At 64.5% G+C, this 26,699-nt stretch carries 41 protein-coding genes; 3 read left to right on the forward strand and 38 right to left on the reverse strand.

Annotated features, from left to right (window positions below):
- The 10 genes from AAIL68_RS15085 to AAIL68_RS15130 all read right to left on the reverse strand — a co-directional run.
- A partial coding sequence (locus AAIL68_RS15085) for an ATP-binding cassette domain-containing protein (RefSeq protein ID WP_347140573.1) occupies window positions 1-211 on the reverse strand: 211 nt, incomplete at its 3' end.
- 10 nt (window positions 212-221) lie between these two features.
- Window positions 222-1,676, reverse strand: a complete 1,455-nt coding sequence (locus AAIL68_RS15090; RefSeq protein WP_347140574.1) for an amino acid ABC transporter permease — start codon at window positions 1,674-1,676, stop codon at window positions 222-224.
- Between the two features lies 1 nt (window position 1,677).
- The gene (locus tag AAIL68_RS15095; RefSeq protein WP_347140575.1) at window positions 1,678-2,889 is read right to left on the reverse strand and encodes an ABC transporter permease subunit; all 1,212 of its coding nucleotides are present in this window, start codon (window positions 2,887-2,889) and stop codon (window positions 1,678-1,680) included.
- 153 nt (window positions 2,890-3,042) lie between these two features.
- Entirely contained in the window at window positions 3,043-4,059 is a 1,017-nt protein-coding gene (locus AAIL68_RS15100; RefSeq protein WP_347140576.1) for an amino acid ABC transporter substrate-binding protein, read from the reverse strand.
- 168 nt (window positions 4,060-4,227) lie between these two features.
- Window positions 4,228-4,941, reverse strand: coding sequence for an ATP12 family protein (locus AAIL68_RS15105; RefSeq protein ID WP_347140577.1), 714 nt, complete (start codon window positions 4,939-4,941; stop codon window positions 4,228-4,230).
- Between the two features lie 12 nt (window positions 4,942-4,953).
- Window positions 4,954-6,003, reverse strand: coding sequence for an RluA family pseudouridine synthase (locus tag AAIL68_RS15110; protein WP_347140578.1), 1,050 nt, complete (start codon window positions 6,001-6,003; stop codon window positions 4,954-4,956).
- Window positions 6,000-6,365: a CrcB family protein gene (locus AAIL68_RS15115; protein WP_347140579.1), complete on the reverse strand. Its 366-nt coding sequence runs from the start codon at window positions 6,363-6,365 to the stop codon at window positions 6,000-6,002. The genes AAIL68_RS15110 and AAIL68_RS15115 overlap by 4 nt, the downstream gene beginning before the upstream one ends.
- Before the next feature lie 31 nt (window positions 6,366-6,396).
- On the reverse strand, window positions 6,397-7,713 hold the full coding sequence (locus AAIL68_RS15120; protein WP_347140580.1) for a replication-associated recombination protein A: 1,317 nt from the start codon (window positions 7,711-7,713) through the stop codon (window positions 6,397-6,399).
- A 48-nt stretch (window positions 7,714-7,761) separates the two neighbouring features.
- Window positions 7,762-8,352, reverse strand: coding sequence for an acyl-homoserine-lactone synthase (locus AAIL68_RS15125; protein WP_347140581.1), 591 nt, complete (start codon window positions 8,350-8,352; stop codon window positions 7,762-7,764).
- A gap of 63 nt (window positions 8,353-8,415) precedes the next feature.
- On the reverse strand, window positions 8,416-9,027 hold the full coding sequence (locus AAIL68_RS15130) for an autoinducer binding domain-containing protein (protein ID WP_347140582.1): 612 nt from the start codon (window positions 9,025-9,027) through the stop codon (window positions 8,416-8,418).
- A gap of 97 nt (window positions 9,028-9,124) precedes the next feature.
- Between AAIL68_RS15130 and AAIL68_RS15135 the strand changes: the two genes are divergently transcribed.
- Window positions 9,125-9,301, forward strand: a complete 177-nt coding sequence (locus AAIL68_RS15135; protein WP_347140583.1) for a hypothetical protein — start codon at window positions 9,125-9,127, stop codon at window positions 9,299-9,301.
- A gap of 37 nt (window positions 9,302-9,338) precedes the next feature.
- On the opposite strand, the gene rplQ is transcribed toward AAIL68_RS15135, so the two are convergent.
- The 7 genes from rplQ to rplO all read right to left on the reverse strand — a co-directional run bounded on the left by rplQ (window position 9,339) and on the right by rplO (window position 14,631).
- Window positions 9,339-9,758 carry a 50S ribosomal protein L17 gene (gene rplQ / locus AAIL68_RS15140; RefSeq protein WP_347140584.1) on the reverse strand — a complete coding sequence of 140 codons (420 nt, stop codon included), beginning with the start codon at window positions 9,756-9,758 and terminating at the stop codon, window positions 9,339-9,341.
- A 148-nt stretch (window positions 9,759-9,906) separates the two neighbouring features.
- Window positions 9,907-10,923, reverse strand: a complete 1,017-nt coding sequence (locus AAIL68_RS15145) for a DNA-directed RNA polymerase subunit alpha (protein ID WP_347140585.1) — start codon at window positions 10,921-10,923, stop codon at window positions 9,907-9,909.
- Between the two features lie 115 nt (window positions 10,924-11,038).
- Entirely contained in the window at window positions 11,039-11,428 is a 390-nt protein-coding gene (rpsK, locus tag AAIL68_RS15150) for a 30S ribosomal protein S11 (RefSeq protein ID WP_106691846.1), read from the reverse strand.
- A gap of 12 nt (window positions 11,429-11,440) precedes the next feature.
- Entirely contained in the window at window positions 11,441-11,809 is a 369-nt protein-coding gene (gene rpsM / locus AAIL68_RS15155; protein WP_089386341.1) for a 30S ribosomal protein S13, read from the reverse strand.
- A gap of 158 nt (window positions 11,810-11,967) precedes the next feature.
- Window positions 11,968-12,639, reverse strand: coding sequence for an adenylate kinase (locus AAIL68_RS15160; protein ID WP_347140586.1), 672 nt, complete (start codon window positions 12,637-12,639; stop codon window positions 11,968-11,970).
- Window positions 12,640-12,675: 36 nt separating this feature from the next.
- Window positions 12,676-14,046 carry a preprotein translocase subunit SecY gene (gene secY, locus AAIL68_RS15165; RefSeq protein ID WP_347140587.1) on the reverse strand — a complete coding sequence of 457 codons (1,371 nt, stop codon included), beginning with the start codon at window positions 14,044-14,046 and terminating at the stop codon, window positions 12,676-12,678.
- Window positions 14,047-14,154: 108 nt separating this feature from the next.
- Window positions 14,155-14,631, reverse strand: coding sequence for a 50S ribosomal protein L15 (gene rplO, locus AAIL68_RS15170; protein ID WP_347140588.1), 477 nt, complete (start codon window positions 14,629-14,631; stop codon window positions 14,155-14,157).
- 215 nt (window positions 14,632-14,846) lie between these two features.
- On the opposite strand from rplO, the gene AAIL68_RS15175 reads away from it, so the two are divergent.
- The gene (locus AAIL68_RS15175; protein ID WP_347140589.1) at window positions 14,847-15,455 is read left to right on the forward strand and encodes a hypothetical protein; all 609 of its coding nucleotides are present in this window, start codon (window positions 14,847-14,849) and stop codon (window positions 15,453-15,455) included.
- Window positions 15,456-15,457: 2 nt separating this feature from the next.
- Here the strand turns inward: AAIL68_RS15175 and AAIL68_RS15180 are convergent, their stop codons facing one another.
- Complete coding sequence (locus AAIL68_RS15180; RefSeq protein WP_347140590.1) at window positions 15,458-16,174, reverse strand: hypothetical protein; 717 nt, start codon at window positions 16,172-16,174, stop codon at window positions 15,458-15,460.
- A 207-nt stretch (window positions 16,175-16,381) separates the two neighbouring features.
- On the opposite strand from AAIL68_RS15180, the gene AAIL68_RS15185 reads away from it, so the two are divergent.
- Window positions 16,382-17,068 carry a VPLPA-CTERM sorting domain-containing protein gene (locus AAIL68_RS15185; protein WP_347140591.1) on the forward strand — a complete coding sequence of 229 codons (687 nt, stop codon included), beginning with the start codon at window positions 16,382-16,384 and terminating at the stop codon, window positions 17,066-17,068.
- 75 nt (window positions 17,069-17,143) lie between these two features.
- On the opposite strand, the gene rpmD is transcribed toward AAIL68_RS15185, so the two are convergent.
- The 20 genes from rpmD to rpsJ all read right to left on the reverse strand — a co-directional run bounded on the left by rpmD (window position 17,144) and on the right by rpsJ (window position 26,491).
- Entirely contained in the window at window positions 17,144-17,329 is a 186-nt protein-coding gene (rpmD, locus tag AAIL68_RS15190) for a 50S ribosomal protein L30 (protein ID WP_207101248.1), read from the reverse strand.
- Window positions 17,330-17,341: 12 nt separating this feature from the next.
- Window positions 17,342-17,908, reverse strand: a complete 567-nt coding sequence (gene rpsE / locus AAIL68_RS15195; protein WP_347140592.1) for a 30S ribosomal protein S5 — start codon at window positions 17,906-17,908, stop codon at window positions 17,342-17,344.
- A gap of 123 nt (window positions 17,909-18,031) precedes the next feature.
- On the reverse strand, window positions 18,032-18,391 hold the full coding sequence (gene rplR, locus AAIL68_RS15200) for a 50S ribosomal protein L18 (RefSeq protein WP_347140593.1): 360 nt from the start codon (window positions 18,389-18,391) through the stop codon (window positions 18,032-18,034).
- A 12-nt stretch (window positions 18,392-18,403) separates the two neighbouring features.
- Window positions 18,404-18,937: a 50S ribosomal protein L6 gene (rplF, locus tag AAIL68_RS15205; RefSeq protein ID WP_347140594.1), complete on the reverse strand. Its 534-nt coding sequence runs from the start codon at window positions 18,935-18,937 to the stop codon at window positions 18,404-18,406.
- A gap of 12 nt (window positions 18,938-18,949) precedes the next feature.
- Window positions 18,950-19,348 (reverse strand): 30S ribosomal protein S8, encoded by a 399-nt coding sequence (gene rpsH / locus AAIL68_RS15210; protein WP_347140595.1) that lies wholly within the window; start codon window positions 19,346-19,348, stop codon window positions 18,950-18,952.
- A gap of 9 nt (window positions 19,349-19,357) precedes the next feature.
- On the reverse strand, window positions 19,358-19,663 hold the full coding sequence (gene rpsN, locus AAIL68_RS15215; protein WP_126156006.1) for a 30S ribosomal protein S14: 306 nt from the start codon (window positions 19,661-19,663) through the stop codon (window positions 19,358-19,360).
- Between the two features lie 17 nt (window positions 19,664-19,680).
- Window positions 19,681-20,241 carry a 50S ribosomal protein L5 gene (gene rplE, locus AAIL68_RS15220; protein ID WP_347140596.1) on the reverse strand — a complete coding sequence of 187 codons (561 nt, stop codon included), beginning with the start codon at window positions 20,239-20,241 and terminating at the stop codon, window positions 19,681-19,683.
- A complete protein-coding gene (gene rplX, locus AAIL68_RS15225) occupies window positions 20,241-20,546 on the reverse strand; it encodes a 50S ribosomal protein L24 (RefSeq protein WP_347140597.1) in 306 nt (101 codons plus the stop codon). Before rplX ends, rplE begins: the two co-directional genes overlap by 1 nt.
- Window positions 20,546-20,914 carry a 50S ribosomal protein L14 gene (gene rplN, locus AAIL68_RS15230; protein WP_010400243.1) on the reverse strand — a complete coding sequence of 123 codons (369 nt, stop codon included), beginning with the start codon at window positions 20,912-20,914 and terminating at the stop codon, window positions 20,546-20,548. The genes rplX and rplN overlap by 1 nt, the downstream gene beginning before the upstream one ends.
- Window positions 20,915-20,993: 79 nt before the next feature.
- Window positions 20,994-21,239, reverse strand: a complete 246-nt coding sequence (gene rpsQ, locus AAIL68_RS15235) for a 30S ribosomal protein S17 (RefSeq protein ID WP_103173025.1) — start codon at window positions 21,237-21,239, stop codon at window positions 20,994-20,996.
- 12 nt (window positions 21,240-21,251) lie between these two features.
- The gene (gene rpmC, locus AAIL68_RS15240; RefSeq protein ID WP_103173026.1) at window positions 21,252-21,458 is read right to left on the reverse strand and encodes a 50S ribosomal protein L29; all 207 of its coding nucleotides are present in this window, start codon (window positions 21,456-21,458) and stop codon (window positions 21,252-21,254) included.
- A gap of 192 nt (window positions 21,459-21,650) precedes the next feature.
- The gene (gene rplP, locus AAIL68_RS15245) at window positions 21,651-22,064 is read right to left on the reverse strand and encodes a 50S ribosomal protein L16 (protein WP_347140598.1); all 414 of its coding nucleotides are present in this window, start codon (window positions 22,062-22,064) and stop codon (window positions 21,651-21,653) included.
- 11 nt (window positions 22,065-22,075) lie between these two features.
- Window positions 22,076-22,792 carry a 30S ribosomal protein S3 gene (gene rpsC / locus AAIL68_RS15250; protein ID WP_347140599.1) on the reverse strand — a complete coding sequence of 239 codons (717 nt, stop codon included), beginning with the start codon at window positions 22,790-22,792 and terminating at the stop codon, window positions 22,076-22,078.
- Entirely contained in the window at window positions 22,792-23,172 is a 381-nt protein-coding gene (gene rplV, locus AAIL68_RS15255) for a 50S ribosomal protein L22 (RefSeq protein WP_347140600.1), read from the reverse strand. The genes rpsC and rplV overlap by 1 nt, the downstream gene beginning before the upstream one ends.
- 5 nt (window positions 23,173-23,177) lie before the next feature.
- Entirely contained in the window at window positions 23,178-23,456 is a 279-nt protein-coding gene (gene rpsS / locus AAIL68_RS15260; RefSeq protein WP_167622735.1) for a 30S ribosomal protein S19, read from the reverse strand.
- A gap of 3 nt (window positions 23,457-23,459) precedes the next feature.
- The gene (gene rplB, locus AAIL68_RS15265; RefSeq protein WP_347140604.1) at window positions 23,460-24,299 is read right to left on the reverse strand and encodes a 50S ribosomal protein L2; all 840 of its coding nucleotides are present in this window, start codon (window positions 24,297-24,299) and stop codon (window positions 23,460-23,462) included.
- 96 nt (window positions 24,300-24,395) lie between these two features.
- The gene (locus AAIL68_RS15270) at window positions 24,396-24,692 is read right to left on the reverse strand and encodes a 50S ribosomal protein L23 (RefSeq protein WP_347140601.1); all 297 of its coding nucleotides are present in this window, start codon (window positions 24,690-24,692) and stop codon (window positions 24,396-24,398) included.
- On the reverse strand, window positions 24,689-25,309 hold the full coding sequence (gene rplD, locus AAIL68_RS15275; protein WP_347140602.1) for a 50S ribosomal protein L4: 621 nt from the start codon (window positions 25,307-25,309) through the stop codon (window positions 24,689-24,691). Before rplD ends, AAIL68_RS15270 begins: the two co-directional genes overlap by 4 nt.
- The gene (rplC, locus tag AAIL68_RS15280) at window positions 25,309-26,172 is read right to left on the reverse strand and encodes a 50S ribosomal protein L3 (protein WP_347140603.1); all 864 of its coding nucleotides are present in this window, start codon (window positions 26,170-26,172) and stop codon (window positions 25,309-25,311) included. The genes rplD and rplC overlap by 1 nt, the downstream gene beginning before the upstream one ends.
- A 10-nt stretch (window positions 26,173-26,182) precedes the next feature.
- Window positions 26,183-26,491, reverse strand: a complete 309-nt coding sequence (gene rpsJ, locus AAIL68_RS15285; protein ID WP_089386317.1) for a 30S ribosomal protein S10 — start codon at window positions 26,489-26,491, stop codon at window positions 26,183-26,185.
- Window positions 26,492-26,699 lie beyond the last annotated feature (208 nt).

The following is a 26,699-nucleotide window of genomic DNA, read 5'->3' on the forward strand; positions in this document are numbered from 1 at the left end:
CCAGCCGGTTGATGCAGCGGATCAGGGTGGACTTGCCCGATCCCGAGGGTCCGGCGATCACGATGCGCTCGCCTCGGTGGACGGTCAGGTCGATATCGCGCAACACATGGAACGACCCATACCACTTGTTCATGTTGCGGATGTCGATGGCGATTTCGTCGCTGACGCGCATGTGGCTGCGGTCGATCCTGCGGGTGATGTCTTCGCTCATGGCGCGGTCCCTACCTGTGGTCACGATGCAGCCGGCGTTCGAGATACATGGAATATCGCGACATGCCGAAGCAGATCAGAAAGAAGATGAGGCCTACGAAGATATACGGCTCCCAATAGATGCCCTTCCAGCTTGTGCTGGCGCGCACCGCGTCGGACATCGACTTCAGGGGGTCATACAGGCCCACGAAGGTCACCAGCGTGGTATCCTTGAACATGCCGATGAAGGTGGACACGATGCCGGGGATCGAGATCTTCAGCGCCTGCGGCAGCACGATCAGCCGCTGCGCCTTCCAGTAGTCCAGGCCCAAGGCATCCGCCGCCTCGTACTGGCCGCGCGGCAGGGCGGCCAGGCCGCCCCGGATCACCTCGGCCATGTAGGCGGCGGAAAACAGCGTGACCATGATGATGACGCGCAGGATGATGTCGAAGGTCGTGCCCGGCGGCAGGAAGTAATTCAGCAGCAGGGACGCCACGAACAGCAGCGCGATCAGCGGCACGCCCCGGATGAACTCGATGAAGATCACGGCCAGCGTCTTGACCAGGAACATGTCGGACCGGCGCGCCAGGGCCAGCACGATCCCCAGGGGCAGCGACATGGCGATGCCCGCGACGCCGATGGTGATCGACAAAAGGAACCCCCCGAAGCGGTCGGAGTCCACCGCCGGGATCGCCAGCGAAACGATGCTTTGCGCATCCTTGGCCGCATCGCCCGCGAAGACGACCCACCAGACCAGCGGCACGATCAGCGCCGCCACAGTCGCAAGCAGGCCGGAGACGCGGCCGACCAGCCGCCAGGCGATCCAGCCCAGCACCGGCCCGATCAGCACCATGATCGGCCCCCAGGCCGAGCCGCCCCACAGAAGCCACACCCCCAGCAGCGGATAAAGGACCGAGAAGACCAGCAGCCAGGACGGATGGCGTTCCGAGATCAGGATCGAGCCGACCAGCACGACGGCGGCAAAGACCAGCCAGGCCATGGGCGCCCCAAGCGCCACCATCAGCCACAGCGTCAGAACGGTGGTGATGCCCAGCACCACGCGCCGGATCTGCACGGATTCGGAAAACAGCACCGGCGCCAGGGCCACGAACAGCAGGCCGAAGGTCATGGTCGCGCGCCAGTAAAGCTCGACCGGGTAGAAGCCATAGACATATTGGTTCCAGCGCTCGCGCACGACCGCCCAGCAGGCGCCGCGCGCGCCCTCGCCCCAGGTTTCGGCGATGATCCGGCGGCAGTCCGCCAGGCTGTCCGCGTTCCAGACGGAATGGGCGAACCAGTCCCAGAAATGGCCGACCAGGAACCAGACGATCAGGATCCCCAGGATCGTCAGGACCACGTTCAGCGGCCCCGAGAACAGGTTCTGGCGCAGCCACTTGACCGCGCCCGCCTGGGAGGACGGCGGCGGCGCGGGCGGCAGCATGGTGTCGCGCACGAAGGGAACGGTCTGGGCGTGGGTGTCGCTCATCTCACCGCTCCTTCAGCTTGACGCTGGCGTTGAAGGCGTTCATCCCGGCCGAGATGATCAGGCTGAGGACCAGATAGACCCCCATCATCAGCAGGATGGATTCCAGTTCCCGCCCCGTCTGGTTCAGCGTCGTGCCGCCCAAGGTGCCCTTGATATCCATGTAGCCCACGGCAATTGCCAGAGAGCTGTTCTTCGTCAGGTTCAGGTATTGCGAGATCAGCGGCGGGATGATGACGCGCAGCGCCTGCGGCAGGATCACCAGGTTCATGGTGCGGCCGGGACGCAGGCCCAGGGCGAAGGCTGCCTCGCTTTGCCCGCGGCTGATGGCCAGGATCCCCGCCCGCACGATCTCTGCAATGAAGGCCCCGGTATAAAGCGTCAGGGCCAGCCACAGCGCCACCAGCCCGTTCTGGACATTGATGCCGCCGGTGAAGTTGAAGCCCTTCAGGGTCGGCGGGATCAGGTGCAGGCCGAAATACCAGATCAGCAGCAGGGACGGCACGGTCATCACGCCCAAGGTCATCCACCAGGTGGTGGGGCGGCTGCCAGTCTGGTCCTGGACCTGCTGCGCCCAGGCGCCGATCATCCGTCGGGCGATCCAGCCCGCGACCAGCACCACGACAAAGGCCAGCGTGGCCCAGCTGATCGTGATGCGCGCGCCCAGATCCAGGCTGCCCGGATCGTTGGTCATACCCAGCGTCGGGATCGCGGTATAGCGGTTCGTCAGCGCCACGTTGTCGAACAGGATCATCGAGGCTGAGGGATTGTCGCCCCGGAAGGCGTTCGGCGGCGGCATCACCTCGGTGAAGATCGCGAAGACGATCAGGATCCACAGAAGCAGCGGCACGTTGCGGAACGCCTCGACATAGACGGTCATCAGGCGCGCGATCAGCCAGTTGTTCGATAGCCGCGCCACGCCCGCGATGATGCCCACGACGGTTGCCGCGATGCAGCCCAGGATCGACACGATCAGCGTGTTCAGCAACCCGACGACCGCCGCGCGGAAATGCGTGTCGTTCGAAGTATAAGGGATCGGCGTCTGCGGAATGTCGTATCCCGCGCGCTGCCACAGGAAGCCGAAGTCGAAGTCCTTGCCCAGGGCCGCAAGGTTGCGGACCGTGTTGTTGACCAGCCACCACAACAGCGCCATCACCAGGATGAACACGACCACTTGGAAGGTCATCGAGCGATAGCGCCGATCATAGATCAGCATGCTTGGCCGGAACGGCGGATTCGCCGGCGCCATGACATCCGTCATTCTCTACACCCCTGCAGCCGGTCATGCCTTGTTGTGGCAGCTTTTGTCGCAACCGGTCCTGTTATGCGAAAGGGGGCGCAGATGCGCCCCCCTGGTCTTGGCAATGCCTCAGCGGAAGGGCATCGCGTACATCAGTCCGCCTTGCGTCCATTGGGCGTTCAGCCCGCGCGCCAGGCCGATGGGTGTCTGCTCGCCAATGTTGGCGGCAAAGATCTCGCCATAGTTGCCCCTGGCGGAAATGGCGCGCTTGGCCCAGTCCTTGTCCAGCCCGATCATCGCGCCCAAGTCGTCGGTCACGCCCAGAAGGCGCTGAACCTCGGGGTTCTGCGAGGATTTGCTTAGCTCCTCGATGTTCTTCGAGGTGACGCCGTATTCCTCGGCCGCGATCAGCGCGTAAAGCGTCCAGCGGACGATGTCGCCCCAGTTGTTGTCGCCGTGGCGCACCGCGGGCCCCAAGGGTTCCTTGGAAATGATCTCGGGCAGGATGATGTGGTTCTCGGGATCAGCAAAGGCCGCGCGGGTCGCGGCAAGGCCGGATGCGTCGGTCGTATAGGCGTCGCAGGCGCCCGCCATGTATTGCTGCTCGCCTTCGGCGTTGCTGTCGATATTGACCGGCTGGTAGGCCATGTTGTTGGCCTTGAAGTAGTCGGCCAGGTTCAGTTCGGTCGTGGTGCCGGTCTGGATGCAGACGGTCGCGCCTTCCAGTTCCTTGGCCGAGGTCACCCCCAGATCCTTGCGGACCATGAAGCCCTGGCCGTCGTAATAGTTCACCCCGATGAAATCCAGCTTCAGGTCGGTATCGCGCGAAAAGGTCCAGGTCGAGTTCCGTGCCAGCAGGTCCACCTCGCCCGAGGACAGGGCGGTAAAGCGCGTCTGGCCGGTGGTGGGCACATATTTCACCTTGGCGGGGTCGCCCAGAACGGCGGCGGCGACGGCCTTGCAGAAATCCACGTCGAAGCCTGTCCAGTTGCCGTTCGCATCCGGCGCGGCAAAGCCGACAAGTCCCGTGTTCACGCCGCAGTTCAGCTCACCGCGCGCCTTCACGTCGGCCAGCGTATCGGCCATGCCCGCACCCGCCATCAGCGTTGCGGCGGCGACAGAACCAAGAAATACCGAAATCTTCATTTCTACCCCTTTGTTGGCTGCCGCCGACACGGGCCTGGCCTGCCCCGGCAGCGCCCGGACCTTGGTGCCCGGACTTATCTTGCGGCAGCCTTGGAAGGACCGCCCATAGGCAGCATAGTGCCGATCCTTCCCGATGCGTCAAGCTCGGCGCGGATCAGCGGGGCAGTTTCAACCGCGACGGGACAGATGCCACAGCCGTTCGGCGACCAGCATCGCCTCCCTGCGGCTTTCGGCGGCATCCTGGGCTTCTTCGTCCCGGCCCCACCGTTCGGCTTGGAAATCCTCGTCGATGCGGCTGATGCGGAAGGCCGTTTCCGCGTCGATCCGGCCCCGGATGACCGCCAGCCCCAGGACCAGCGATCCCGGCAGTGTCACAAGATCGTGCAGCGCCGTTAGCCCGAACACGTCCAGAGCCAGAAGATGCCGATGCAGCCGCGCCAGGGACTGCGCATCCTGTTCCACCGGAATGACGCCATGGGTGATGCGTAGGGGCGCGCGCAACTCGGTCGCGGCCCAATCGACCAGCGGATCCCAGGCTTCGGCCTGGCGGCGGGCCAGTTCCGTCGGATGGTCCGCGCGATAGGACAGCAGGTCGGTGCCGCCATATTCGGCAAGCATGCCCGCCACGCCGGCAAACTGGGGCGCGACCTTTTCCACCGCCGAATTGGCCGCGCGGGTCAGGGGCATGGTGTTGGGGTCGATCACATCGGCCTGCGCGTCCCATTCGGCCGCGACGGCCTGCGCCAGACCTTCGGTCGGAAGCAGCAGGGGCAGCTTGCCCGGCGTGCGCAGGGGGCGGTCGTCCAGGGCGACCTCGAACCCGTCACCGGCGGGACGGACCTGGGATGCCTTCCAGAATCGCCGCGCTTTCCATTCGCTCATGCGACCCCTCCTTTATTCGACATCCGCGAAGGGATCGTCGGGCACGTCGTTTTCATGCCAGCCCAGCGTCTTCCAGGTCCGCGCCATGTGGTCAGGCAGCGGCGCGATCAGGGTGATGCGCTTTTTGGTGATCGGGTGGTCGAAGCTGATGCTGCGGGCATGAAGGTGCAGCTTGCGGCTGATCTCTCCGCCAAGCTGCGCGCCCCACCCGTCGCCCAGGTTCTCTTGCCCCGATCCGCCATACTTGCCGTCGCCTACGATCGGATGACCCAGTTCCGCCATATGCGCGCGCAACTGATGCGTCCTCCCGGTGATCGGCACCAGCGCGCACCAGCTTGCCCGCGTTCCAAGCGCGTCCAGCACGGCGTAATCGGTGGTCGCACGCTTGGCGCCTTCGGTCTTGTCGATGTCGCGGGGGTGGACGGCGATCATCTTCTCGCCCTCGCCGCCCCGGCCATGGCCCGGCGCCTTCACAAGGCCAAAGCGGATCGTGCCCATGCGGGGGTTCGGCACGCCCGCCACGGCGGCCCAATAGATCTTGCGAGTGGTGCGCGACCGGAAGGCCTCGGACAGGGCGCGCGCCACGCGGTCGGTCCGCGCCAGCAGCAGCACGCCCGAGGTATCCTTGTCCAGCCGGTGCACCAGCTTGGGCCGGTCCTTGAAGCCGAACATCAGCGCCGCTGTCAGCCCGTCCACATGCCGGTCGCCCTGCCCGCTGCCGCCCTGGCTAGGAAGGCCCGGCGGCTTGTTCAGGGCGATGATATGCTCGTCCTTCCACAGCACGGCGGCCTGGATCATCTTCGCATCGGCATCGGGGATCCGGGGGCCGTCAGATTTCGGTCGCGCGGGCGCGGCATCGGGCAGCGGCGGGACGCGAACCTCCTGCCCGGCCTCGATCCGGGTGGCGGGTTTCACGCGCCCGCCGTCCACGCGCAACTGTCCGGTGCGGCACAGCTTTTCGATGGCGATCTGGCCAAGCTGCGGAAACTTCTTCTTCAGCCAGCGGTCGAGGCGCTGCTCGCCCTCGTCACCGCCGACGCGAATGGTCTGAACGCCGCTCATGCGAGGCCCCCCCGTCCAATGGTCATGCCCAGGAAGACGGCCCCAAGCGACAGCAGGACCGATCCTGCGACATAGAGGACCGCAAGCGCCTCTTGCCCCCCGTCCCACAGGGTCAGCGCGTCCAGCGAAAAGGCCGAAAAGGTCGTGAAGCCGCCCAGGATGCCGGTCAGCAGCAGGGGCGCCCAGGCCCCGCCGCGCTGCGCGAGAAGCGCCGCCAGCAGGCCCATGGCAAGGCTGCCCGCGACATTGACGGTGAATGTCGCCAGCGGAAAGCCGGGCGCGGGCATCGTGCGATACAGGCCAAGGCGCGCCACCGAGCCGATGGCCCCGCCGATGGCGACCTGAAGATATGGGTTCATCATAGCGCGTAACTGTGGCGCGGTGGGACCAAAGTCAACCGCCGCGCTTCAGCCGCTGCGACACGAACCAGTCGAGCCGCTTCTTCAGCTCACGCTCGAACCCACGCTCCACGGGGGTATAGAGGACCGGCCGCTTCATGCCCTCGGGGAAATAGTTCTGGCCGGAAAAGCCGTCCTCGGCGTCGTGGTCATAGGCATAGCCCGCCCCATAACCCTGGTCCTTCATCATCTGCGTCGGCGCGTTCAGGATATGGGCGGGCGGCATCAGGCTGCCCGTGCGCCGCGCCTCGGCCCGCGCGGCCTTGTAGGCCATGTATCCGGCGTTCGATTTCGGCGCCAGCGCTAGATAGATCACCGCCTGCGCCAGGGCCAGTTCGCCCTCCGGGCTGCCCAGCCGTTCGTAAAGCGCCCAGGCATCCAGGCAATGGCGCTGAGCCGCCGGGTCGGCCAGGCCGATATCCTCGACCGCCATGCGGGTGATGCGGCGGGCAAGGTAACGGGGATCCTCGCCCCCCTCCAGCATCCGGGCCAGCCAGTAAAGCGCCGCGTCAGGGTCGCTACCGCGCACCGATTTGTGTAGGGCCGAGATCAGGTTGTAATGCTCATCCCCCGACTTGTCGTATTTCGCGGCCCGCCGCATCAGCCGCTGTGCCATGGCGGCCGCATCGACCGGCTTGTCGGTCTTCCAGGTCGCCACCTGCTCGATCAGGTTCAGCGCGGCGCGGCCATCGCCATCGGCCATCTCCAGCAACGCGTCCCGCGCCTCGGGCGTCAGGGACAGCTTGCGGCCCAGTTCGCGTTCGGCCCGCTGCGCCAGCAGTTCCAGATCGCGCAGCGACAGGCGCTCCAGCACGATCACCTGCGCCCGCGACATCAGCGCGGCGTTCAGTTCGAATGACGGGTTCTCGGTCGTCGCACCGACCAGAAGGATCGTCCCGTCCTCCATATAGGGCAGGAAGCTGTCCTGCTGCGCCTTGTTGAAGCGATGGATCTCGTCCACGAACAGCAGCGTACCGCGCCCCTGCTGGCGGCGCAGCTTGGCCGTCTCGAAGACCTTGCGCAGTTCCGGCACGCCGGAAAAGATGGCGCTGATCTGCACGAAGGCCAGATCGGTTTCATCCGCCAGAAGGCGGGCGATGGTGGTCTTGCCGACGCCGGGCGGCCCCCAGAGGATCAGGGACGACAGGCTGCCGGACGCAAGCATCGAGCCCAGCGGCCCGTCCGGGCCAAGCACCTTGTCCTGGCCGATCACATCGCCCATGCGCACGGGGCGGATGCGGTCGGCCAAGGGTCGCACCGCCGGGGAGGGCGGCGGTGCGGACAAGGGGCTGGCGTCGAACAGGTCGGGCATGATGCACTCAGTGTAAGGCGGTCCGATGGCTGCGAACAGCCCCCGCCGTCAGTGCATCTTGGCGGCCAGGTTGATCGACACGCACTGGAAATGGGCGTCGTCGATCCACATCACACGGCCGATGGCCTCGGCTTCCAGCCCGCAGCGGCCGTACCACCGCGGCCAGGACGCGCCGGTCAGCGCGATCAGCCGCGTGGCGCCCAGGTCGCGGGCCGAGCCGGTCATCGCCTCGACCATCTTGAAGTGGACCTTGCGCCGGTACATCTGCGGGATGTCATGGCTGACGAACACGCGCGAGCATTCCCAGACCTGGTCGTCCACCGGAGCCTCGGCATCCAGCAGGTCCTGCGGGATCGAGCCGCCCAGGATACCCTTCTGCGCATCGCGGATCATGTAGCTGTAGATCCCGCAGCGCGCGGTCGTCGGCGTCAGGCGGAAGCCCGCCAGAACCTCGCCCTTGTCGTGGACGGCGATCCAGCGGCTTTGCGGCGTGTCGTACTGGTCGAACTCCATGTCCTCGGCTTCCGGCAGATCCCAGTTCTTCTGGATGATGAAGCTCTGCTTGCGGGCACGGAACAGATTGGCGAACAGTTCGCCATGGTTGTGGAGGTTCGAGAAGGAAAGCGTGGTCGTCTGCATAGTCATAACTCCTGGGGTGTGAGCGTGACCCTTCCCCACATCACGGATCCCCTGGGCGAAGGCCTAGAGCAGACGGTATTCCTTGGCCCTTTGCAGCGCCTCGGCCGTTGTGCGTGCCTTCAGTCTTTCCCGGACCGAGATCAGCCTTGCCTTGAACGCGCTTTCGGTAATGCCAAGCTTGGCTGCCGCTGCCGCATGACGATCGCCCTCCGCGACACAACGAAGGGCTTCTTTCTGAGCCTTGGTCAGGCTCGCCGGCGGCTCCGTTATATCGTGAAGCCGACGTACCGTGGTCGAGATCTCGGCGATCTCGTCATCCGTGAACTCGCGATCATCGCGCGCGAAGCTGGCGATGGTGCGGGAAGTGATCGGGCCGCAGGACACCGTCAGCCCGAAGGTCAGGCCGTGGTTCGCCGCGTCCTTGAGAATGTTGAACGGATCCGGGATCGGCAGGCTGGACCAGCGGCAGGCGCCGGTCGTCGAAAACCCCCAAGCAATCGTCGGATCGCGCAGGGCATAGCCATTCTGGGAATAGAAGTCCGACCATTCCTCGGGATAGGTCTGGAACTGCATCAGGGGGGCGGCAAAGCGGATGTGCAAACCGACGAAATAGCCGGCCGGGGCGATTTTCCCCAGTTTCCGCAAGCCAGCATTGATATCTGCGCGTGATGACATGACTTTTTAGACAAATTGCGTTCACTACCGTCAACGTACAATCTAGTAGTGGCGGATAATTGTTGCCATATCATTAATGGGATGGGAGATCCCAGCCATGCGGCCATCCAGCGATATTCTTGCGCTGCCCGCCGACCTTCGCCAGCAACTGCTGGCCATGCCCCTGACCGCCGCCGAACGAAACGAGGTCGCTCGCGCCCTTTCGCAACCTGCGGGTCCGGTGGAAAAGATGTCTCTCTTGCCGCAGCGCCACGAAAAACGCCCTGCAGGCTGAAAGCCGCAGGGCGTCTGATTCGAACCGTTGCGGTTATTTATTCCGCGTCGGCAGCCTCTGCCTCGACGCGGGCGCGGTCGGCCGCACCCTTGGCCGAAACGTCGCGATCGACCAGTTCGATGATCGCCATCGGCGCCATGTCGCCATAGCGGAAGCCGGCCTTCATGATGCGGACATAGCCGCCTTGACGGTCCTTGTAGCGGGCGCCCAGAACCTCGAACAGCTTGGCGACATGCTGGTCCTGCTTCAGCTGCGCATCGGCCTGACGGCGGGCGTGCAGGTCGCCGCGCTTGGCCAGCGTGATCAGCTTTTCAACGATCGGGCGCAGTTCCTTAGCCTTGGGCAGGGTCGTCTTGATCTGCTCGTGCTCGATCAGCGAGCCGGCCATATTGGCGAACAGCGCCTTGCGGTGTTCGTGGGTGCGGTTGAGGCGGCGATAGCCACGGGCGTGACGCATGATGATTCTCCTTCAGCGTTTTTGCTTTGTCCGGCGGCCCATGCGTGCGGGCCGCTCTCCTTGGGGCGGGATGCCCGGTGTTCGGCGTGGTGGGGTGAACCCCCACCCTGCCGGGTTTCGTGGGGTGGGGTTTCACCCCACCACGACCTCAGAACTGGTCGTCGAAGCGCTTGGCTAGATCCTCGATGTTCTCCGGCGGCCAATCGACGACATCCATGCCCAGGTGCAGGCCCATGCCCGACAGGACTTCCTTGATCTCGTTCAGCGACTTGCGGCCGAAGTTCGGGGTGCGCAGCATCTCGGCTTCGGTCTTCTGGATCAGGTCGCCGATATAGACGATGTTGTCGTTCTTCAGGCAGTTGGCCGAACGCACCGAGAGTTCCAGCTCGTCCACCTTCTTCAGCAGGCGCGGATCGAATTCCAGACCCTCGTCGCTGTCCTGGCGGTTGGCCGATTCGGGTTCGTCGAAGTTCACGAAGACCGACAGCTGGTCCTGGACGATGCGCGCGGCATAGGCTACGGCGTCTTCCGGGGTCAGCGAACCGTCCGTCTCGATCTTCATCGTCAGCTTGTCGTAATCCAGCACCTGGCCTTCGCGGGTCGGCGTGACCTCATAGCTGACGCGCTTGACGGGCGAGAAGATCGCGTCGATCGGGATCAGGCCGATGGGCGCGTCCTCGGGGCGGTTCTTGTCGGCGGCGACATAGCCCTTGCCCGTCTGGACGGTCAGTTCCATGTTCAGGTCCGCGCCGTCGTCCAGGTGGCAGATGACGTGGTCGCGGTTCAGCACCGTGATCCCGGCCGTTTCCTGGATGTCGCCGGCCTTCACTTCGCCCGGACCCTTGGCGGACAGGGTCAGGCGCTTGGGCCCTTCCACGTCCATCTTCAGCGTCACGCCCTTGAGGTTCAAGACGATGTCGGTCACGTCCTCACGGACGCCGGCGACGCTGCTGAATTCGTGCAGGACGTTGTCGATCTGGACCGAGGTGATCGCCCCGCCCTGAAGCGACGACAGCAGCACACGGCGCAGGGCGTTGCCCAGCGTCAGGCCGAAGCCACGCTCCAGCGGCTCGGCGACCAGCGTGGCGGTGCGGGTGGCATCCGCGCCAGGCTTGACGACCAGCTGCGTCGGCTTGATCAGCTCGGCCCAATTCTTGTGGATCATGCGTTTGCCTCCATTCTTGTTCCCGTCCCATGTCCGTGACCGGAAACGCCCGAGGTTGAAAACGTAAAGGCCGAACCGCGCGAAGGCGCGCGGTCCGGGCAAGTCTCATCTGAAATCAGACGCGGCGGCGCTTCGGCGGGCGGCAGCCGTTATGCGCGATCGGGGTCACGTCGCGGATCGCCGTGATGTTGAAGCCGACCGCAGCCAGCGCGCGCAGCGCCGATTCGCGGCCCGAGCCGGGGCCCTGGACTTCGACTTCCAGCGTGCGGACGCCGTGTTCCTGCGCCTTGCGGCCCGCGTCTTCGGCGGCCATCTGCGCGGCATAGGGGGTCGATTTGCGCGAGCCCTTGAAGCCCATGGTGCCGGCCGACGACCACGAGATCGCGTTGCCCTGCACGTCCGAGATCAGGATCTTGGTGTTGTTGAAGGAGGAGTTCACATGCGCAACGCCGGTGGCGATGTTCTTGCGTTCCTTGCGCTTCATGCGGGTCTTGTCACGTGCCATGTCCGTTACCCCTTATTTCTTCTTGCCGGCGATCGGTTTCGCCGGGCCCTTGCGGGTGCGGGCATTGGTATGGGTGCGCTGACCGCGGACCGGCAGGCCGCGGCGGTGGCGCAGACCGCGATACGAACCCAGGTCCATCATGCGCTTGATGTTCATCTGACGTTCGCGGCGCAGGTCGCCCTCGACCGTCAGGTTCGCGTCGATGTATTCGCGGATTTGCAGCACTTCGGCATCCGACAGATCGTTCACGCGGCGCGCGCGGTCGATGCCCACGGCTTCGCAGATCTGTTCGGCATACATCGGGCCGATGCCGTGGATATAGGTCAGGGCGATCGGGACGCGTTTCCCGGTCGGAATGTTGACGCCAGCAATACGAGCCACGCGTTATCCTTTATCGGTTGCGGTTCCGTAGCGCCGGAACCTTTTTTCACAACGTAAGGCCCGAAAGCCATGCCTTCGGGCCGATGATGGGTCCACCCGGCAACCGCCAGATGATTCTCTTGCGAGATGCCGTGACTTATAGGCGGCTGCCCGCCGCGTCAAGTGCCCGTGGCGACCTGGCTTGATGCAGGCAGCACCCGGTCGATCTGACCCGCCACCCGGGCCATGTCCGCCAGCCCGTCCACCGGCGAGAGCTTGCCCTTGGCATAGTAATAGCCGATCAGCGGCGAGGTCTTCTTGTAATATTCCAGCAGCCGGGTCTTCAGGCTGTCCTCGTTGTCGTCGGCCCGGCGGCGCAGGTCGGTCGAGCCGCAGACATCGCAGACGCCCTGCTTGGCGGTCGGCTTCGTCTCGTCGTGATACACTTCGCCACAGTTGCCGCAGGTATAGCGGCCGGTGATGCGGCGCACCAGGGCCGCGTCATCCACCTGCATCTCGATCACGGCATCCAGCACCATGCCGGTCTCGTCCAGCAGCGCCCCAAGCGCGTCGGCCTGGGCCAGGGTGCGGGGAAAGCCGTCGAAGATGAAGCCGTTGCCGCCCTCGGACAGCTTTTCGCGGATCAGGCCGATGACGATCTCATCCGTGACAAGCTCGCCCCGGTCCATCACCTCGGCCACGCGCCTGCCCATCTCGGTCCCCGAGGACCGCGCCGCCCGCAGCATGTCGCCGGTGGACAGTTGCACCAGGCCACGTTCATCGACCAGCTTGCGGGCCTGCGTTCCCTTGCCGGCACCGGGCGGTCCCAGCAGAATGATATTGATCGTCATCTAAGGTCTGTCCCCCTCGTCAGCCCGTCGGGGCCGTTAGCGGCGCGACGGTGCGCGACGCGGCTTTGCGCTTCCTTCCTTGCGTTTACCACGCAATTGGGATTTCTCAATCAACCCTTCGTACTGATGGGCCAGAAGATGGCTTTGCACCTGGTTGATGGTGTCCATCGTGACCGACACCACGATCAGGACCGATGTGCCGCCGAAATAGAAGGGCACCGACCACTGGTGGCGGATGATTTCCGGCAGCAGGCAGACCGCCGCCAGATAGGCCGCGCCGATCACCAGCACGCGGTTGACGACATAGTCCAGGTATTCCTCGGTCCGCTTCCCCGGACGGATGCCGGGGACGAAGCCGCCCTGGTTCTTCAGGTTCTCGGCCACGTCGTCGGACTTGAAGCTGACATTATGGGTATAGAAATAGGCGAAGAAGACGATCATCCCCGCGAAGAACACCAGATAGAGCGGCTGGCCCGGCCCGAAATAGGCCAGGATCGTGGACATGATCGGCCCCGTCTGGTTCCCCGAGAAGGTCGAGATCGTGATCGGCAGCAAGAGCAGCGAGGACGCGAAGATCGCCGGGATCACGCCCGCCGGGTTCACCTTGATCGGCAGGTGCGAGGACTGGCCGTCATAGATCTTCATGCCGACCTGGCGCCGGGGATACTGGATGCGGATCTTGCGCAGCGCCCGTTCCATGAAGACCACGAAGGCGATCACGGCCACGACCATCACGATCACGCCCAGGATCACCGGGGTCGAGATCGCGCCCGACCGGCCCTGCGCGAAGAAGCTTGCCAGCGCCGCCGGGATTTCCGCGACGATACCCACGAAGATGATCAGCGAGATGCCGTTGCCGATGCCGCGTGCGGTGATCTGTTCGCCCAGCCACATCAGGAACATGGTGCCGCCGACCAGGGTGATGACGACCGACGCCTGGAAGAACAGGCCCGGATCATGCGCCAGGCCGCCGGCCTCCAGCGACTTCGCCAGACCGAAGGCCTGGAACAGCGCCAGCGCGACGGTGCCATAGCGGGTATACTGGTTGATCTTCTTGCGCCCCTGCTCGCCTTCCTTCTTCAGCTGTTCCAGCGAAGGCACCATCGAGGTCAAGAGCTGCACGATGATCGAGGCCGAGATATAGGGCATGATGCCCAGCGCGAAGACGCCCATCCGTCCCAGCGCGCCGCCCGTGAACATCGACAGGATGCCGCCGATGCCCGACTGGGCCTGGTCCATGAAGTTGCGCAGCGCCGCGCCGTCGATGCCCGGCACCGGGATATAGGTGCCAAGCCGATAGATGACCAGCAGCCCGATCGTGAACCAGATGCGCTGGCGAAGTTCCGTGGCCTTGCCGAATGCGCTCCATGAAAGGTTCGCGGCCATCTGTTCTGCGGCTGACGCCATGTGTTTCCGTCCCGTGTCATGACAGCGCCGCCGACCCGTTTCCGGGGACCGGCGGCGCCAGGAAAACCTGAGGGCTATCTATGGGGCGCGGGCGCCCCGATCAACAGCTTATTCCGCCGCCACGGCCGGGGTCGGCAGCGTCACCTTGCCGCCCGCCTTCTCGACCGCCTCGACCGCCGATTTCGACGCGCCGGTCACGACGATGGTCACGGCCGAGGTCAGCTGGCCCTTGCCCAGCAGGCGGACGCCATCCAGCTTGCGGCGCACCAGGCCCGAGGCGACCAGGGCGTCCTCGGTCACATCGGCCGAGGCATCGATCTTGCCCGCGTCGATGAAGGTCTGCAGCTGGCCCAGGTTGACCACCGCGAAGGACTTGGCGTTCGGCGCCGTGAAGCCGCGCTTCGGCAGGCGGCGATACAGCGGCATCTGCCCGCCTTCATAGCCGTTCAGCGCAACGCCCGAACGCGAGGTCTGGCCCTTGATACCACGGCCGGCGGTCTTGCCCTTGCCCGAGCCGGGACCGCGCGCCACGCGCTTTTTCTTGCGGTTCGCGCCTTCGTTGTCGCGGATTTCATGCAGTTTCATGTCGCTTCTCCTAAGCCGGACGCACCCCCGAAGCGAACTGGGGCGGACGCGGCATGTCGTGTTTCGTGAATCGGTGCCCGATGGCACCCGGCAGGGCGTATAAACCCGCCGCGTCTTCAGGGCAAGTCTTGCGTTGCCGCGCAGGACAAGCGGATGTGAGTTGCCGTTGCCCGCCACCCCCTTATCACGGCCCCAACACGCTTTCGGATCCTGCCATGACTCGCATCGCCCCTACCCTTGCTGCCCTTCTGTTCCTGCCGCTTGCCGCGCAGGCCGAGCCCACCTTCTGCTCCGCCCGGATCAACGGACAGGACGTGCCGCTGGCCTATGACAAGGACGAACCCGGCCTGCGCGATCATTTCAGCCGGCGCGAGATCCTGTCCGCGGCATGGGGCCGCGACACCTGCCCCAGCTATGTCGTGCTGCGCAGCCTGACGCCGGACCTGACCGATCAGGAACGCGGCCCCTTCTGCCTGCGTCACGACAAGGCCAGCGATTCGACCATCGGCTATGACCTGGGCCGCCGCGATGCCCACGGCCGCTGCGAGGCGCCCGCGAAGACCGTCTGCCAGCGTGTCAACCAGACCAGGAACGCCGCAGTCGCGATCACCGGGGCGGCTGCCCGTGGCGCGGTCAACGGCGCGCGCGCCCTGCCCGACGGATCGGGCGCGGTGATCCTCAGCGGATCGCAGGGTTATATCACGGGCGCGCTTTCGTCGATCGGCGGGGCTGCGGCAGCGATGGCGTCATCGCCCGCCATCGTGGCAGGCGCGGCGGTGTCGGTGGTGGCCGTGGGCGGCGCTGTCTATGCCTGCCGGGAATAAGGTCAGAACTCCAGCCAGGTGCCGATCTTGACGGCCGGTTCGCTGGGCCCGGCCAGGGGCGCGACAAGACCCACCTCCAGCCGCGCAGGGCCGGTCAGGTCATAAACGACCGAACTGGCGATCTTGGCCGAAACATCCGTGTCCTTGCGCGATTCCAGCCGCAGCTGATTCACCAAAGCCCAGGACGGCGTCGGGCGCAGGCCGACCGTCAGGTCCAGCTTGCTGACGACTTCGGGCGTCAGGTAGGCGTATTCGACGCTGGACAGCCCGTCGCGCACCGTCACCTCCTCGGTCTTGCCTGCAATCTTCACGCGCGCCTCGGCCGTCACCCAGCCGCCGTCCCACGGGCCCGAAAAGCCGCGTCCCCACATCAGGGCAACCTGGCTCAACGGCAGCAGGTCGCCGTCGCGGCGGATGGCGCCGAAGCCCATCGCATAGGACAGCCTGTTCGCCCCTTCGCCACCGTCCAGCGATTTCTGATACCACAGCATCGCGCTCGTCTCGCCCACATCGGTATGGCTGACCTCAAGCCCCAGGGTCCGGCGGCGTAAAAGGCCGTATTCGGCGTAAAGACCCGCATAGGAGTTTCCGTCCCGGTCACGCTCGCCCGTCAGCGCGACGAACGAATGCCCGGCCTCACGCGGCCAGGGGCCCGCCTGGGCTGTGCCCGCAAGCGCACCCAGGAAAAGGGCGCAGGCGATGGTCTGTCTGGCCGGCAAGGCGCACTCCTGAATCGGGGGTCTGGGCGCAGGATAGAAACAACCTGCCGTTGTGGCGACGGGCAAAGGCAACAAGCCGGACCGCCGTGCTTCCCCCGCAACAGGCAACAGCCTGCCTATCCCAAAAGACAGGTGCAATTTTTGCAGGCCGACCGCAGCGGGCATGTTATCGTCGTCCACGATTTCTGTTTTGCGAGGGAGTTTTCAATGAGGCAGACACTTCTGGCTGCGCTTCTTGCCACGACAGCTTTCGCGACTGCAGGGCAGGCCGCGACGCTGATCGACAACAGCACGACGGGCTACTACAACGACGGCATCGGAAGGGCGCTTGACGGAACCAACCCGTTCGGCGGCAACCACATGTTCCCGCTGGCCGATGTCTCGAACGGGGATCCTTCGCTGGATATTCCCGCCGCGAACGCGCCCGATCTTTCGACGGCAGCGGCTGCCCTGGGTTCATGGCTCAGCACTCCCGCGACACCCGGCGGAAGCTGGTCGGCGGCACCCGTCGCGATTCCCGGCAGTTGGGCCATCAACGACGAAACCGCGATCATCTATACGCTGGATGGCGGAAGCAGCGGGCTCAGCAATGTCAACGCGTCCTTTGGCGTGGACAACGGGGTGTTCGTCTGGCTGAACGGCACATTCCTGGGGGGCCACCTGCGTCCGGGCGGAGTTGTGCCGGGCGAGTTCACCCTGTCGCTGGGCAGCCTGGGCGCGGGGCTGAACTATCTGCAAATCCTGCGCGAGGATCATGGCGGACTGTCCGGCTATTCCGTCGAGGTGACCGGGGATGTCAATCCGGCGCCTGTGCCCCTGCCCGCATCAGGCCTGCTGCTGGCGGGCGGAGGAGTGCTGCTGGCAGGGCTGCGCCGCCGCAAGCGCGCGGCCTGAGCCGCTCCTGCACGCAATGAAAAACGCCCCGGATTCCTCCGGGGCGTTTCTTGTCTTCTGGGCAATCCTGCCGGATCACGCCTTTTCTTCGATGATCGTCACCAGATGCGGGATCTTGGCGACCATGCCGCGGATCGCGGGGGTGTCCTGCAATTCGCGGGTGCGGTTCATCTTGTTGAGCCCCAGGCCCTTCAGCGTTTCGCGCTGGATGGCGGGGCGGCGGATCGGGCTGCCGATCTGCTTGACGACGATAGTTGCCATTCGCCTGTCTCCTTACGCTTCGACGGCGGCTTCAGCCGGCTTGTTGTCCTGCGGCAGGATGTCGGCCACCTTCTTGCCGCGACGCTGCGCGACCGAACGGGGGCTGGCTTCCTTCTTCAGGCCGTCCAGCGTCGCGCGGATCATGTTGTAGGGGTTCTGAGAGCCCTGTGATTTCGCGACGACGTCCTGGACGCCCAGCATCTCGAACACGGCGCGCATCGGACCACCGGCGATGATCCCGGTCCCCGGAACGGCGGTGCGCATGATCACGCGGCCCGCGCCATGGCGGCCTTCGATGTCGTGGTGCAGGGTGCGGCCGTCGCGCAGCGGCACGCGGACCAGGGAACGCTTGGCCTGCTCGGTCGCCTTGCGGATCGCTTCCGGCACTTCCTTGGCCTTGCCCTTGCCGAAGCCCACGCGGCCACGCTGGTCGCCGACAACCACCAAGGCTGCAAAGCCGAAGCGCTTGCCACCCTTGACCGTTTTCGACACGCGGTTGATTGCAACCAGGCGATCCTGGAATTCCGGGGTTTCCTCGCGCTCTTCGCGGCGGCCCCGGCGGTTTTCACGTTCTGCCATATGGCATTCCTTTACAGGTGGCGCTTGGCGCCGGTTGGTTCAATCCAGGTGGGGCGGCCCCGAAAGACCGCCCCCCGGATCATCGGGGTGGCGCGCCCGTTGCCGGACGCGCCACCCGCAGGATCAGAACTTCAGGCCACCTTCGCGGGCCGCGTCGGCCAAGGCCTTCACCTTGCCGTGGAAGATGAAGCCGCCGCGGTCGAAGACGACTTCCTCGATGCCGGCAGCCTTCGCACGCTCGGCAATCGCGGCGCCGATCTTGGCGGCGGCCTCGACGTTGTTCTTGCCGACCAGGCCGAAGTCCTTCTCCAGCGTGCTGGCAGAAGCCAGGGTCACGCCCTTCAGGTCGTCGATGACCTGAACCGAGATGTTCTTCGACGAACGGTGGACCGACAGACGCGGACGGCCGTTCGACATCGCCCGCAGTTTGTTCCGAACGCGCAGGCGGCGCTTCTGGAACAGCTCTTGCTTTTTCAGTGCCATTTCATGCGCCCCTTACTTCTTCTTGCCTTCCTTGCGGAAGACGAACTCGCCCTTGTAGCGGATGCCCTTGCCCTTGTAGGGCTCGGGGCGGCGCCACTCGCGGATGTTCGCGGCCACCTGACCAACAAGCTGCTGGTCGATGCCTTCCACAACGATTTCGGTCTGCTTCGGCGCCGTGATCGTCACGCCTTCCGGCGTTTCGAAGTTCACGTCGTGGCTGTAGCCCAGTTGCAGCTTCAGGGTCTTGCCCTGCATCGAGGCGCGGTAACCCACGCCCTGGATTTCCAGCTCTTTCTTGAAGCCTTCCGACACGCCGACCGTCAGGTTCTCCACCATCGAGCGGGTCATGCCCCACTGCTGGCGCGCGCGCTTCGAGGTGCCGCGCGGCTTGACCGCGACCGAACCTTCATCCAGCACCAGCTCCACATCGTCGGTCGCCGTGAAGCTGCGGGTGCCTTTCGGACCCTTCACCTCGATGGTCTGACCCTTGATCTCGGCCGTCACGCCCTTGGGCAGAGCGACCGGCTTCTTACCAATCCGAGACATCTGCTGCCCTCCTTAGAACACGGTGCAGAGGACTTCGCCGCCGACATTGGCGTTGCGAGCCGCTGCATCCGACATGACGCCCTTGGGGGTCGAGACGATGGAGACGCCCAGACCCTGGCGGACCTGCGGGATTTCCTTGGCGCCGGCGTAAACACGGCGGCCAGGCTTCGAGACACGCGACAGCTCGCGGATGACCGGAGCGCCGTCGTGGTATTTCAGACCGATTTCCAGCTCGGTATGGCCGGCTTCGGTGGTGACTTCTTCATAGCCGCGGATGTAACCTTCGGCTTTCAGCACGTCCAGAACCCAGGCGCGCAGCTTGGAGGTCGGGGTGCGGACGGTCGATTTGCCGCGCATCTGTGCGTTGCGGATGCGGGTCAGCATATCGCCGAGAGGATCGTTCATCGACATTGTGCCCCCTTACCAGCTGGACTTGACGAGACCGGGGATCTGACCGTTCGAGCCAAGCTCGCGCAGCATGATCCGCGACAGTTTCAGTTTGCGGTAATACGCGTGCGGACGGCCGGTCAGTTGGCACCGGTTGTGCAGACGCGTTTCCGACGAATTGCGCGGCAGTTCGGCCAGCTTCAGCGAAGCCTTGAACCGCTCTTCCATCGGACGGGACTGGTCGTTGATGACCTCCTTGAGGGAGGCGCGCTTGGCGGCGAACTTCGCGACCAGACGCTCGCGCTTCTTCTCGCGCTCGACCATGGATTTCTTTGCCATATCTCTTACCTCCGCGATCAGCTGTTGAAGGGCATGTTGAAATGCTTCAACAGCGCTTTCGCTTCCGCGTCGGTCGGCGCGGTGGTGCAGATGATGATGTCCATCCCCAGAACTTCGTCGACCTTGTCGAAGTTGATTTCCGGGAACACGATGTGCTCCTTCAGGCCCATGGCATAGTTGCCGCGGCCGTCGAACGAGGTGCCCTTCACGCCGCGGAAGTCGCGGACGCGCGGCAGCGCGATGTTGATCAGGCGGTCCAGGAATTCGTACATCCGGTCGCCGCGCAGCGTGACCTTGGCGCCCAGGGGCATGTCCTCGCGCAGGCGGAAGCCGGCGATCGAGGTCTTGGCCTTGGTGATGACAGCCTTCTGGCCGGCGATCAGCGACAGTTCCTCGGCACCCTGCTTGACCTTCTTGGTGTCTTTCACGGCTTCGCCGATGCCCATGTTCAGGACGATCTTGTCCAGACGCGGGATCTGCATGTCGTTCTTGTAGCCGAACTCTTCCTTGAGCGCGGCACGAACCTGATCGCGATAGACCGCCTTGAGGCGCGGCGTGTATTTGGTTGCGTCCAGCATCAGATCACGTCTCCCGTGGTCTTGGCGAAACGGACCTTCTTGTCGCCTTCCATGCGGAAACCGACACGGGTCGCCTTGCCGTTCTTGTCCAGCAGCGCCAGGTTCGACAGGTCGATCGGCATCGCCTTCGGCGTGCGGCCGCCCTGGGTGGTCTGGGTCTGGCGCTGGTGACGGATCGCGATGTTGATGCCGTCAACGACCGCCTTGTTGTCCTTGGGGAACACGGCGGTGATTTCGCCCTGCTTGCCCTTGTCCTTGCCGGTCAGCACGACGACCTTGTCGCCCTTCTTCAGCTTGGCAGCCATTACAGCACCTCCGGCGCAAGCGAGATGATCTTCATGAAGTTCTTCGCGCGCAGCTCGCGGACCACCGGCCCGAAGATACGGGTGCCGACCGGCTCGCCCTGGTTGTTCAGGATGACGGCGGCATTGCGGTCGAAGCGGATCGAGGTTCCGTCTTCGCGCTTCACTTCCTTTGCGGTCCGAACGACCACGGCCTTGCGGACGTCGCCCTTCTTGACCCGGCCCCGCGGGATGGCTTCCTTGACGGAAACGACAATGATGTCGCCCACCGACGCATAGCGACGGTGCGAACCACCCAGGACCTTGATGCACTGAACCCGGCGTGCGCCGGAGTTGTCAGCAACATCCAGATTGGTCTGCATCTGGATCATTTGGTTTCTCCCGACCTTTGGGGACCGGCCTTGTTACCGGCCCCAGGGTTTCGATCATTTCTGATCTGTGATGATGGACTTACGCGGAAACCGCTTCGTCCGTCAGGACAGTCCAGCGTTTCGTCTTCGAGATGGGAGCACATTCGACGATGCGAACGAGATCGCCCACCTTGAACTGGTTGTTCGCGTCATGCGCCCGGTATTTCTTGGACGAGCGAACGGTCTTGTGCAGCAGCGGATGCTTGAAGCGACGCTCGACCAGGACGGTGATGGTCTGTTCGTTCTTGTCGCTGGTGACGCGGCCTTGCAGGATGCGTTTGGGCATGGGCCAGGCTCCTTAGTTCGAGGCCGCGGCTTCCGCCGCTTTCTGGTTCAGAATGGTCTTCACACGGGCCACGTCGCGGCGAACGGCGCGCATGCGGGCGGTGCTTTCAAGCTGGCCGGTGGCCTGCTGGAAACGGAGGTTGAAGGCCTCCTTCTTCAGCGCGACAAGCTGATCCTTCAGCTGGTCGGGCGTCTTCGACGTCAGTTCCTGCGCTTTCATGGCGCTAGTTCCTTTCAACATCACCGGAGAGCCCCTGCATCGCAGGGCCACCCTGATTCCCGGTGGAGTTTCGTGATGAAGGCCTGCCCATACAGGCAATGGCCCTTTCGTGCAACCCTTTTCCCACAGGGAAAAGGAAAACCCCGCCAGTCGCCCGGCGGGGTATCGCAAGAAGGGGTTTTCACCCGCCCCTTACCAGTCTTCGCGCGCCACGATCCGGGTCAGGACCGGCAGCTTCTGCGCGCCCAGGCGCAGGGCTTCGCGGGCGATCTCGTCGGACACGCCGTCGATCTCGAACATGATGCGGCCGGGATGGACGCGGGCGGCCCAGAAATCGACCGAGCCCTTGCCCTTACCCATCCGCACTTCGGTCGGCTTGCCGGTGACCGGAACGTCCGGGAACACCCGGATCCAGACGCGGCCCTGACGCTTCATGTGGCGGGTGATCGCGCGGCGGGCCGCTTCGATCTGGCGGGCGGTGACGCGCTCGGGCTCGGTGGCCTTCAGCGCGTAGGATCCGAAGTTCAGGGCGAAACCGCCCTTGGCTTCGCCGTGGATCCGGCCCTTGTGCTGTTTGCGGAACTTGGTCCGTTTCGGTTGCAGCATCCTATTGCTCCTTAGCGCGCGTCGCGGTCACGGCGCGGACCACGGGGCGCCGGACCTTCCTGAGCCTCGGCGGCCTTGCGGTCGCGGGCCTGGGGGTCATGCTCCATGATCTCGCCTTTGAAGATCCACACCTTCACCCCGATGATCCCGTAGGGGGTCGAGGCTTCGGCAAGCGCATAGTCGATGTCGGCGCGCAGGGTGTGCAGGGGCACACGGCCTTCGCGATACCATTCCGTCCGCGCGATCTCGGCGCCGCCAAGACGGCCCGACACGTTCACGCGGATGCCCAGGGCGCCCATGCGCATGGCGTTCTGCACCGCGCGCTTCATGGCGCGGCGGAACGAGACCCGGCGCTCCAGCTGCTGTGCGATCGACTCTGCCACCAGGGCGGCATCGACTTCCGGCTTGCGGACCTCGACGATGTTCAGGTGAACCTCCGACTTGGTCAGGTTCGCCAGCTTGTTGCGCAGCACCTCGATATCGGCGCCCTTCTTGCCGATGATCACCCCCGGACGCGCGGCATGGATCGTCACGCGGCATTTCTTGTGCGGACGCTCGATGATGACGCGGCTGACGCCGGCCTGCTTGGCTTCCTTCTTGATGAAGTCCCGGATCTTCAGGTCTTCAAGCAGCAGATTGCCATAGTCCCTGTCGTCGGCATACCAGCGGCTGTCCCAGGTGCGGTTGACCTGCAGGCGCATGCCGATCGGATTGACCTTCTGACCCATTACGCTTGCTCCTCGACTTGGCGCACCTTGATGGTGATTTCCGAAAACGGCTTCATGATCTTGCCATACCGGCCACGCGCCCGCGGACGGCCACGCTTCATCACCAGGTTCTTGCCGACCCAGGCCTCGGCGACGACCAGGTTGTCGACATCCAGCCCGTGGTTGTTTTCAGCGTTCGCAATCGCCGACTGCAGGCACTTCTTCACGTCGCCCGCGATCCGCTTATGCGAGAAGGTCAGGTCGGCCAGAGCCTTGTCCACCTTCTTGCCGCGGATCAGAGCTGCTACGAGATTCAGCTTCTGCGGCGAGGTGCGAAGCATCTTGGTCTTCGCGAACGCCTCGTTCTCCGCCACGCGGCGCGGATTCTGTTCCTTACCCATGACGATTACTTCCTTTTGGCTTTCTTGTCCGCCGCGTGGCCGTAATAGGTCCGCGTGGGCGAATATTCACCGAATTTCTGGCCGATCATTTCCTCGGTCACGGCAACGGGGATGTGCTTCTGCCCGTTGTACACGCCGAAGGTCAGGCCGACGAATTGCGGCAGGATGGTCGAACGACGCGACCAGATCTTAATGACGTCGGATTTCCCCGACTCACGGGCCTTTTCCGCTTTCTTGAGCACATAGGCGTCAACAAAGGGGCCCTTCCAGATAGAACGTGCCATGGATCAGCGGCCCTTCTTCTTCGCGTGGCGCGAACGCAAGATGTACTTGTCGGTCGCCTTGTTGCTGCGGGTCTTCTTGCCCTTGGTGTCCTTGCCCCAGGGCGTGACCGGCGTACGGCCACCCGAAGTCCGGCCCTCACCACCACCATGCGGGTGGTCGATCGGGTTCATGGCAACACCGCGAACGCTGGGACGGATGCCCTTGTGGCGGTTGCGGCCAGCCTTGCCCAGGTTCTGGTTCGAGTGGTCGGCATTCGATACGGCGCCGATGGTGGCCATGCATTCCTGACGGACCATGCGCAGCTCGCCCGAAGACAGGCGGATCTGGGCATAGCCGCCGTCGCGGCCGACGAACTGGGCATAGGTGCCGGCGGAACGGGCGATCTGGCCACCCTTGCCAGCCTTCAGCTCGACGTTGTGGACGATGGTGCCGATCGGCATGCCGCTGAAGGGCATGGCGTTGCCGGGCTTCACGTCGACCTTGGCGCCGGCGACGACCTTGTCGCCCACGGCCAGGCGCTGCGGCGCGATGATATAGGCGCGCTCGCCGTCTTCATAGGCGATCAGCGCGATAAAGGCGGTGCGGTTGGGATCGTATTCGATCCGCTCGACCGTGGCGGCCATATCGAACTTGTTGCGCTTGAAATCGACGATGCGATACAGGCGCTTCGCCCCGCCGCCCTTGCGGCGCATGGTGATCCGTCCGGTGTTGTTCCGACCGCCGTTCTTGGTCAGGCCTTCCGTAAGGGCCTTGACCGGGCGACCTTTCCAAAGCTCCGAACGGTCGATCAGAACCAGCCCGCGCTGGCCAGGCGTCGTCGGTTTATACGACTTCAATGCCATCTTTCTGTCTTCCGTTGCTTTGGACCAAGGTGGTCCGTTGTCGTCCAAAAGATCAGCGGCCTCGGAAACCCGAGGCCGCAGATTCGCGCCCTACTATCAGAGTCCGGTGGACACGTCGATAGTGCTGCCCTGTTCCAGGGTCACATAGGCTTTCTTCACGTCGCTGCGGCGGCCCAGGATGCCCCGGAAGCGCTTCTGCTTGCCCTTGGTGATGGTCGTGTTGATGGCCTTCACCTTGACGCCGAACAGGGCCTCGACCGCCTGCTTGATCTGCGGCTTGCTGGCGTCCTTCGCCACCTGGAACACCACGCCGTTGTTTTCCGACGTCATGGTGGCCTTCTCGGTGATGATCGGCTTGACGATCACGTCGTAATGTTCAGCTTTCGCGCTCATTTCAAACGAGCCTCCAGAGCTTCGACACCCGAACGCGTGATCACAAGCGTGTCGCGCTTCAGGATGTCATACACGTTGGCGCCGATCGACGGCAGGATGTCCACGCCCTCGATGTTGCGGGCGGCGCGGGCGAAGCCTTCGTTGACTTCGGCACCGTCGATCACCAGCACACGCTTCCAGCCGTTTTCCTTGACGGCCTTGGCGACGGCAGCGGTCTTGGCATCGGCGAGGTTCAGATCCTCCACGATCACCAGTTCACCGGCAACGGCCTTGGCGGACAGGGCGTGCTTGAGACCCAGGGCGCGCACCTTCTTCGGCAGGTCGAAAGCGTGCGAACGCGGGGTCGGGCCCTTGTAGACGCCACCGTGACGGAAGATCGGCGCCTTCTTGGACCCATGGCGAGCGCCGCCGGTGCCCTTCTGGCGATAGATCTTCTTGGTCGAATAGCTGACATCCGACTTGCCCAGCACCGAATGGGTGCCCTGCTGCGCCTTGGCGCGCTGCCAGCGGACGACGCGCTGCAGGATGTCGCCGCGCGGCTCCAGCCCGAAGATCTCGTCGGCCAGCTCGATTTCACCGGCCTTGCCAGTGTCCAGCTTGATCACATCGAGTTTCATCACTTGTCTCCTTCAGGCGCAGCATCGCCATCCGAAGCCTTGTCGGCCTCGATCGAAGCCTGGGCTTCGGCCAGGGCGGCTTCCTCGGCGGCGGCGGCTTCGGCGGCAGCGGCCTCGCGGGCGGCTTCCTCGGCGGCGGCGGCTTCGGCAGCGGCGGCTTCGGCCAGACGCTTGGCTTCCTCGGCGGCGGACTTCAGGGCGGCCGGATAGATCACGTTCTCAGGGGTCGCCTTCTTGACGGCGTCCTTGATCGTGACCCAGCCACCCTTGGAACCGGGAACCGAGCCCTTGACCATGATCAGGCCACGATCGGCATCGGTGCGCACGACCTGCAGGTTCTGCGTGGTCACACGGACGGCACCCAGGTGACCCGCCATCTTCTTGCCCTTGAACACCTTGCCGGGATCCTGGCACTGGCCGGTCGAACCGTGCGAACGGTGGCTGATCGACACGCCGTGCGAGGCGCGCAGACCGCCGAAGTTGTGGCGCTTCATGGCGCCCGCAAAGCCCTTACCGATCGAGGTGCCGGCGATGTCCACGAACTGACCCGCGAAATAGTGGTCAGCCGTGATCTCCTCACCGACATTGATCAGGTTTTCTTCAGCCACGCGGAATTCCGCGATCTTGCGCTTGGGCGCAACCGAGGCCTTGGCGAAGTGACCGCGCATCGCGGCGGTCGTGCGCTTGGCCTTGGCGACACCGGCGCCCAGCTGGACGGCGGTATAGCCGTCGCGGGCAGCGGTGCGCTGATCGACGACCTGGAGGTTGTCCAGTTGCAGGACGGTCACCGGAACCTGACGGCCGTCTTCCAGGAACAGCCGGGTCATGCCCAGTTTCTTGGCGATAACACCAGTACGCAGCATCATCCCCTCCTTACACCTTGATCTCGACATCCACGCCGGCGGCGAGGTCGAGCTTCATCAGCGCGTCAACGGTCTGCGGGGTCGGATCGACGATGTCCAGCAGGCGCTTGTGGGTGCGGATTTCCCACTGGTCGCGCGACTTCTTGTCGATGTGCGGGCCACGCAGGACGGTGAATTTCTCGATCTTGTTCGGCAGCGGAATCGGGCCGCGAACGGTCGCACCGGTGCGCTTGGCGGTGTTGACGATTTCCTGGGTGCTGGCTTCCAGCACGCGATAGTCAAACGCCTTCAGCCGGATGCGGATATTCTGACTTTGCATAAGTCATCCCTCTGACGGGGAGTTCCAGTCGAGAGGCTGACCACGCACCACGCGAAGCCAGCGTCGGACCGTATAAAAAAAGTGCAGGCCGCCTTTGGATGGCGGCCATGCGCAAGGCAGGCGAATCTCGACACGCGGCGGATTCGACTGCGATGCGGGCCTATAGCGCCTTTGGGCGGCAGGCGTCAAGCCCGATCAGCGGCGGCTC

It is taken from the genome of Paracoccus sp. SSK6, assembly GCF_039770665.1.
Classification (GTDB): Bacteria; Pseudomonadota; Alphaproteobacteria; order Rhodobacterales; family Rhodobacteraceae; genus Paracoccus.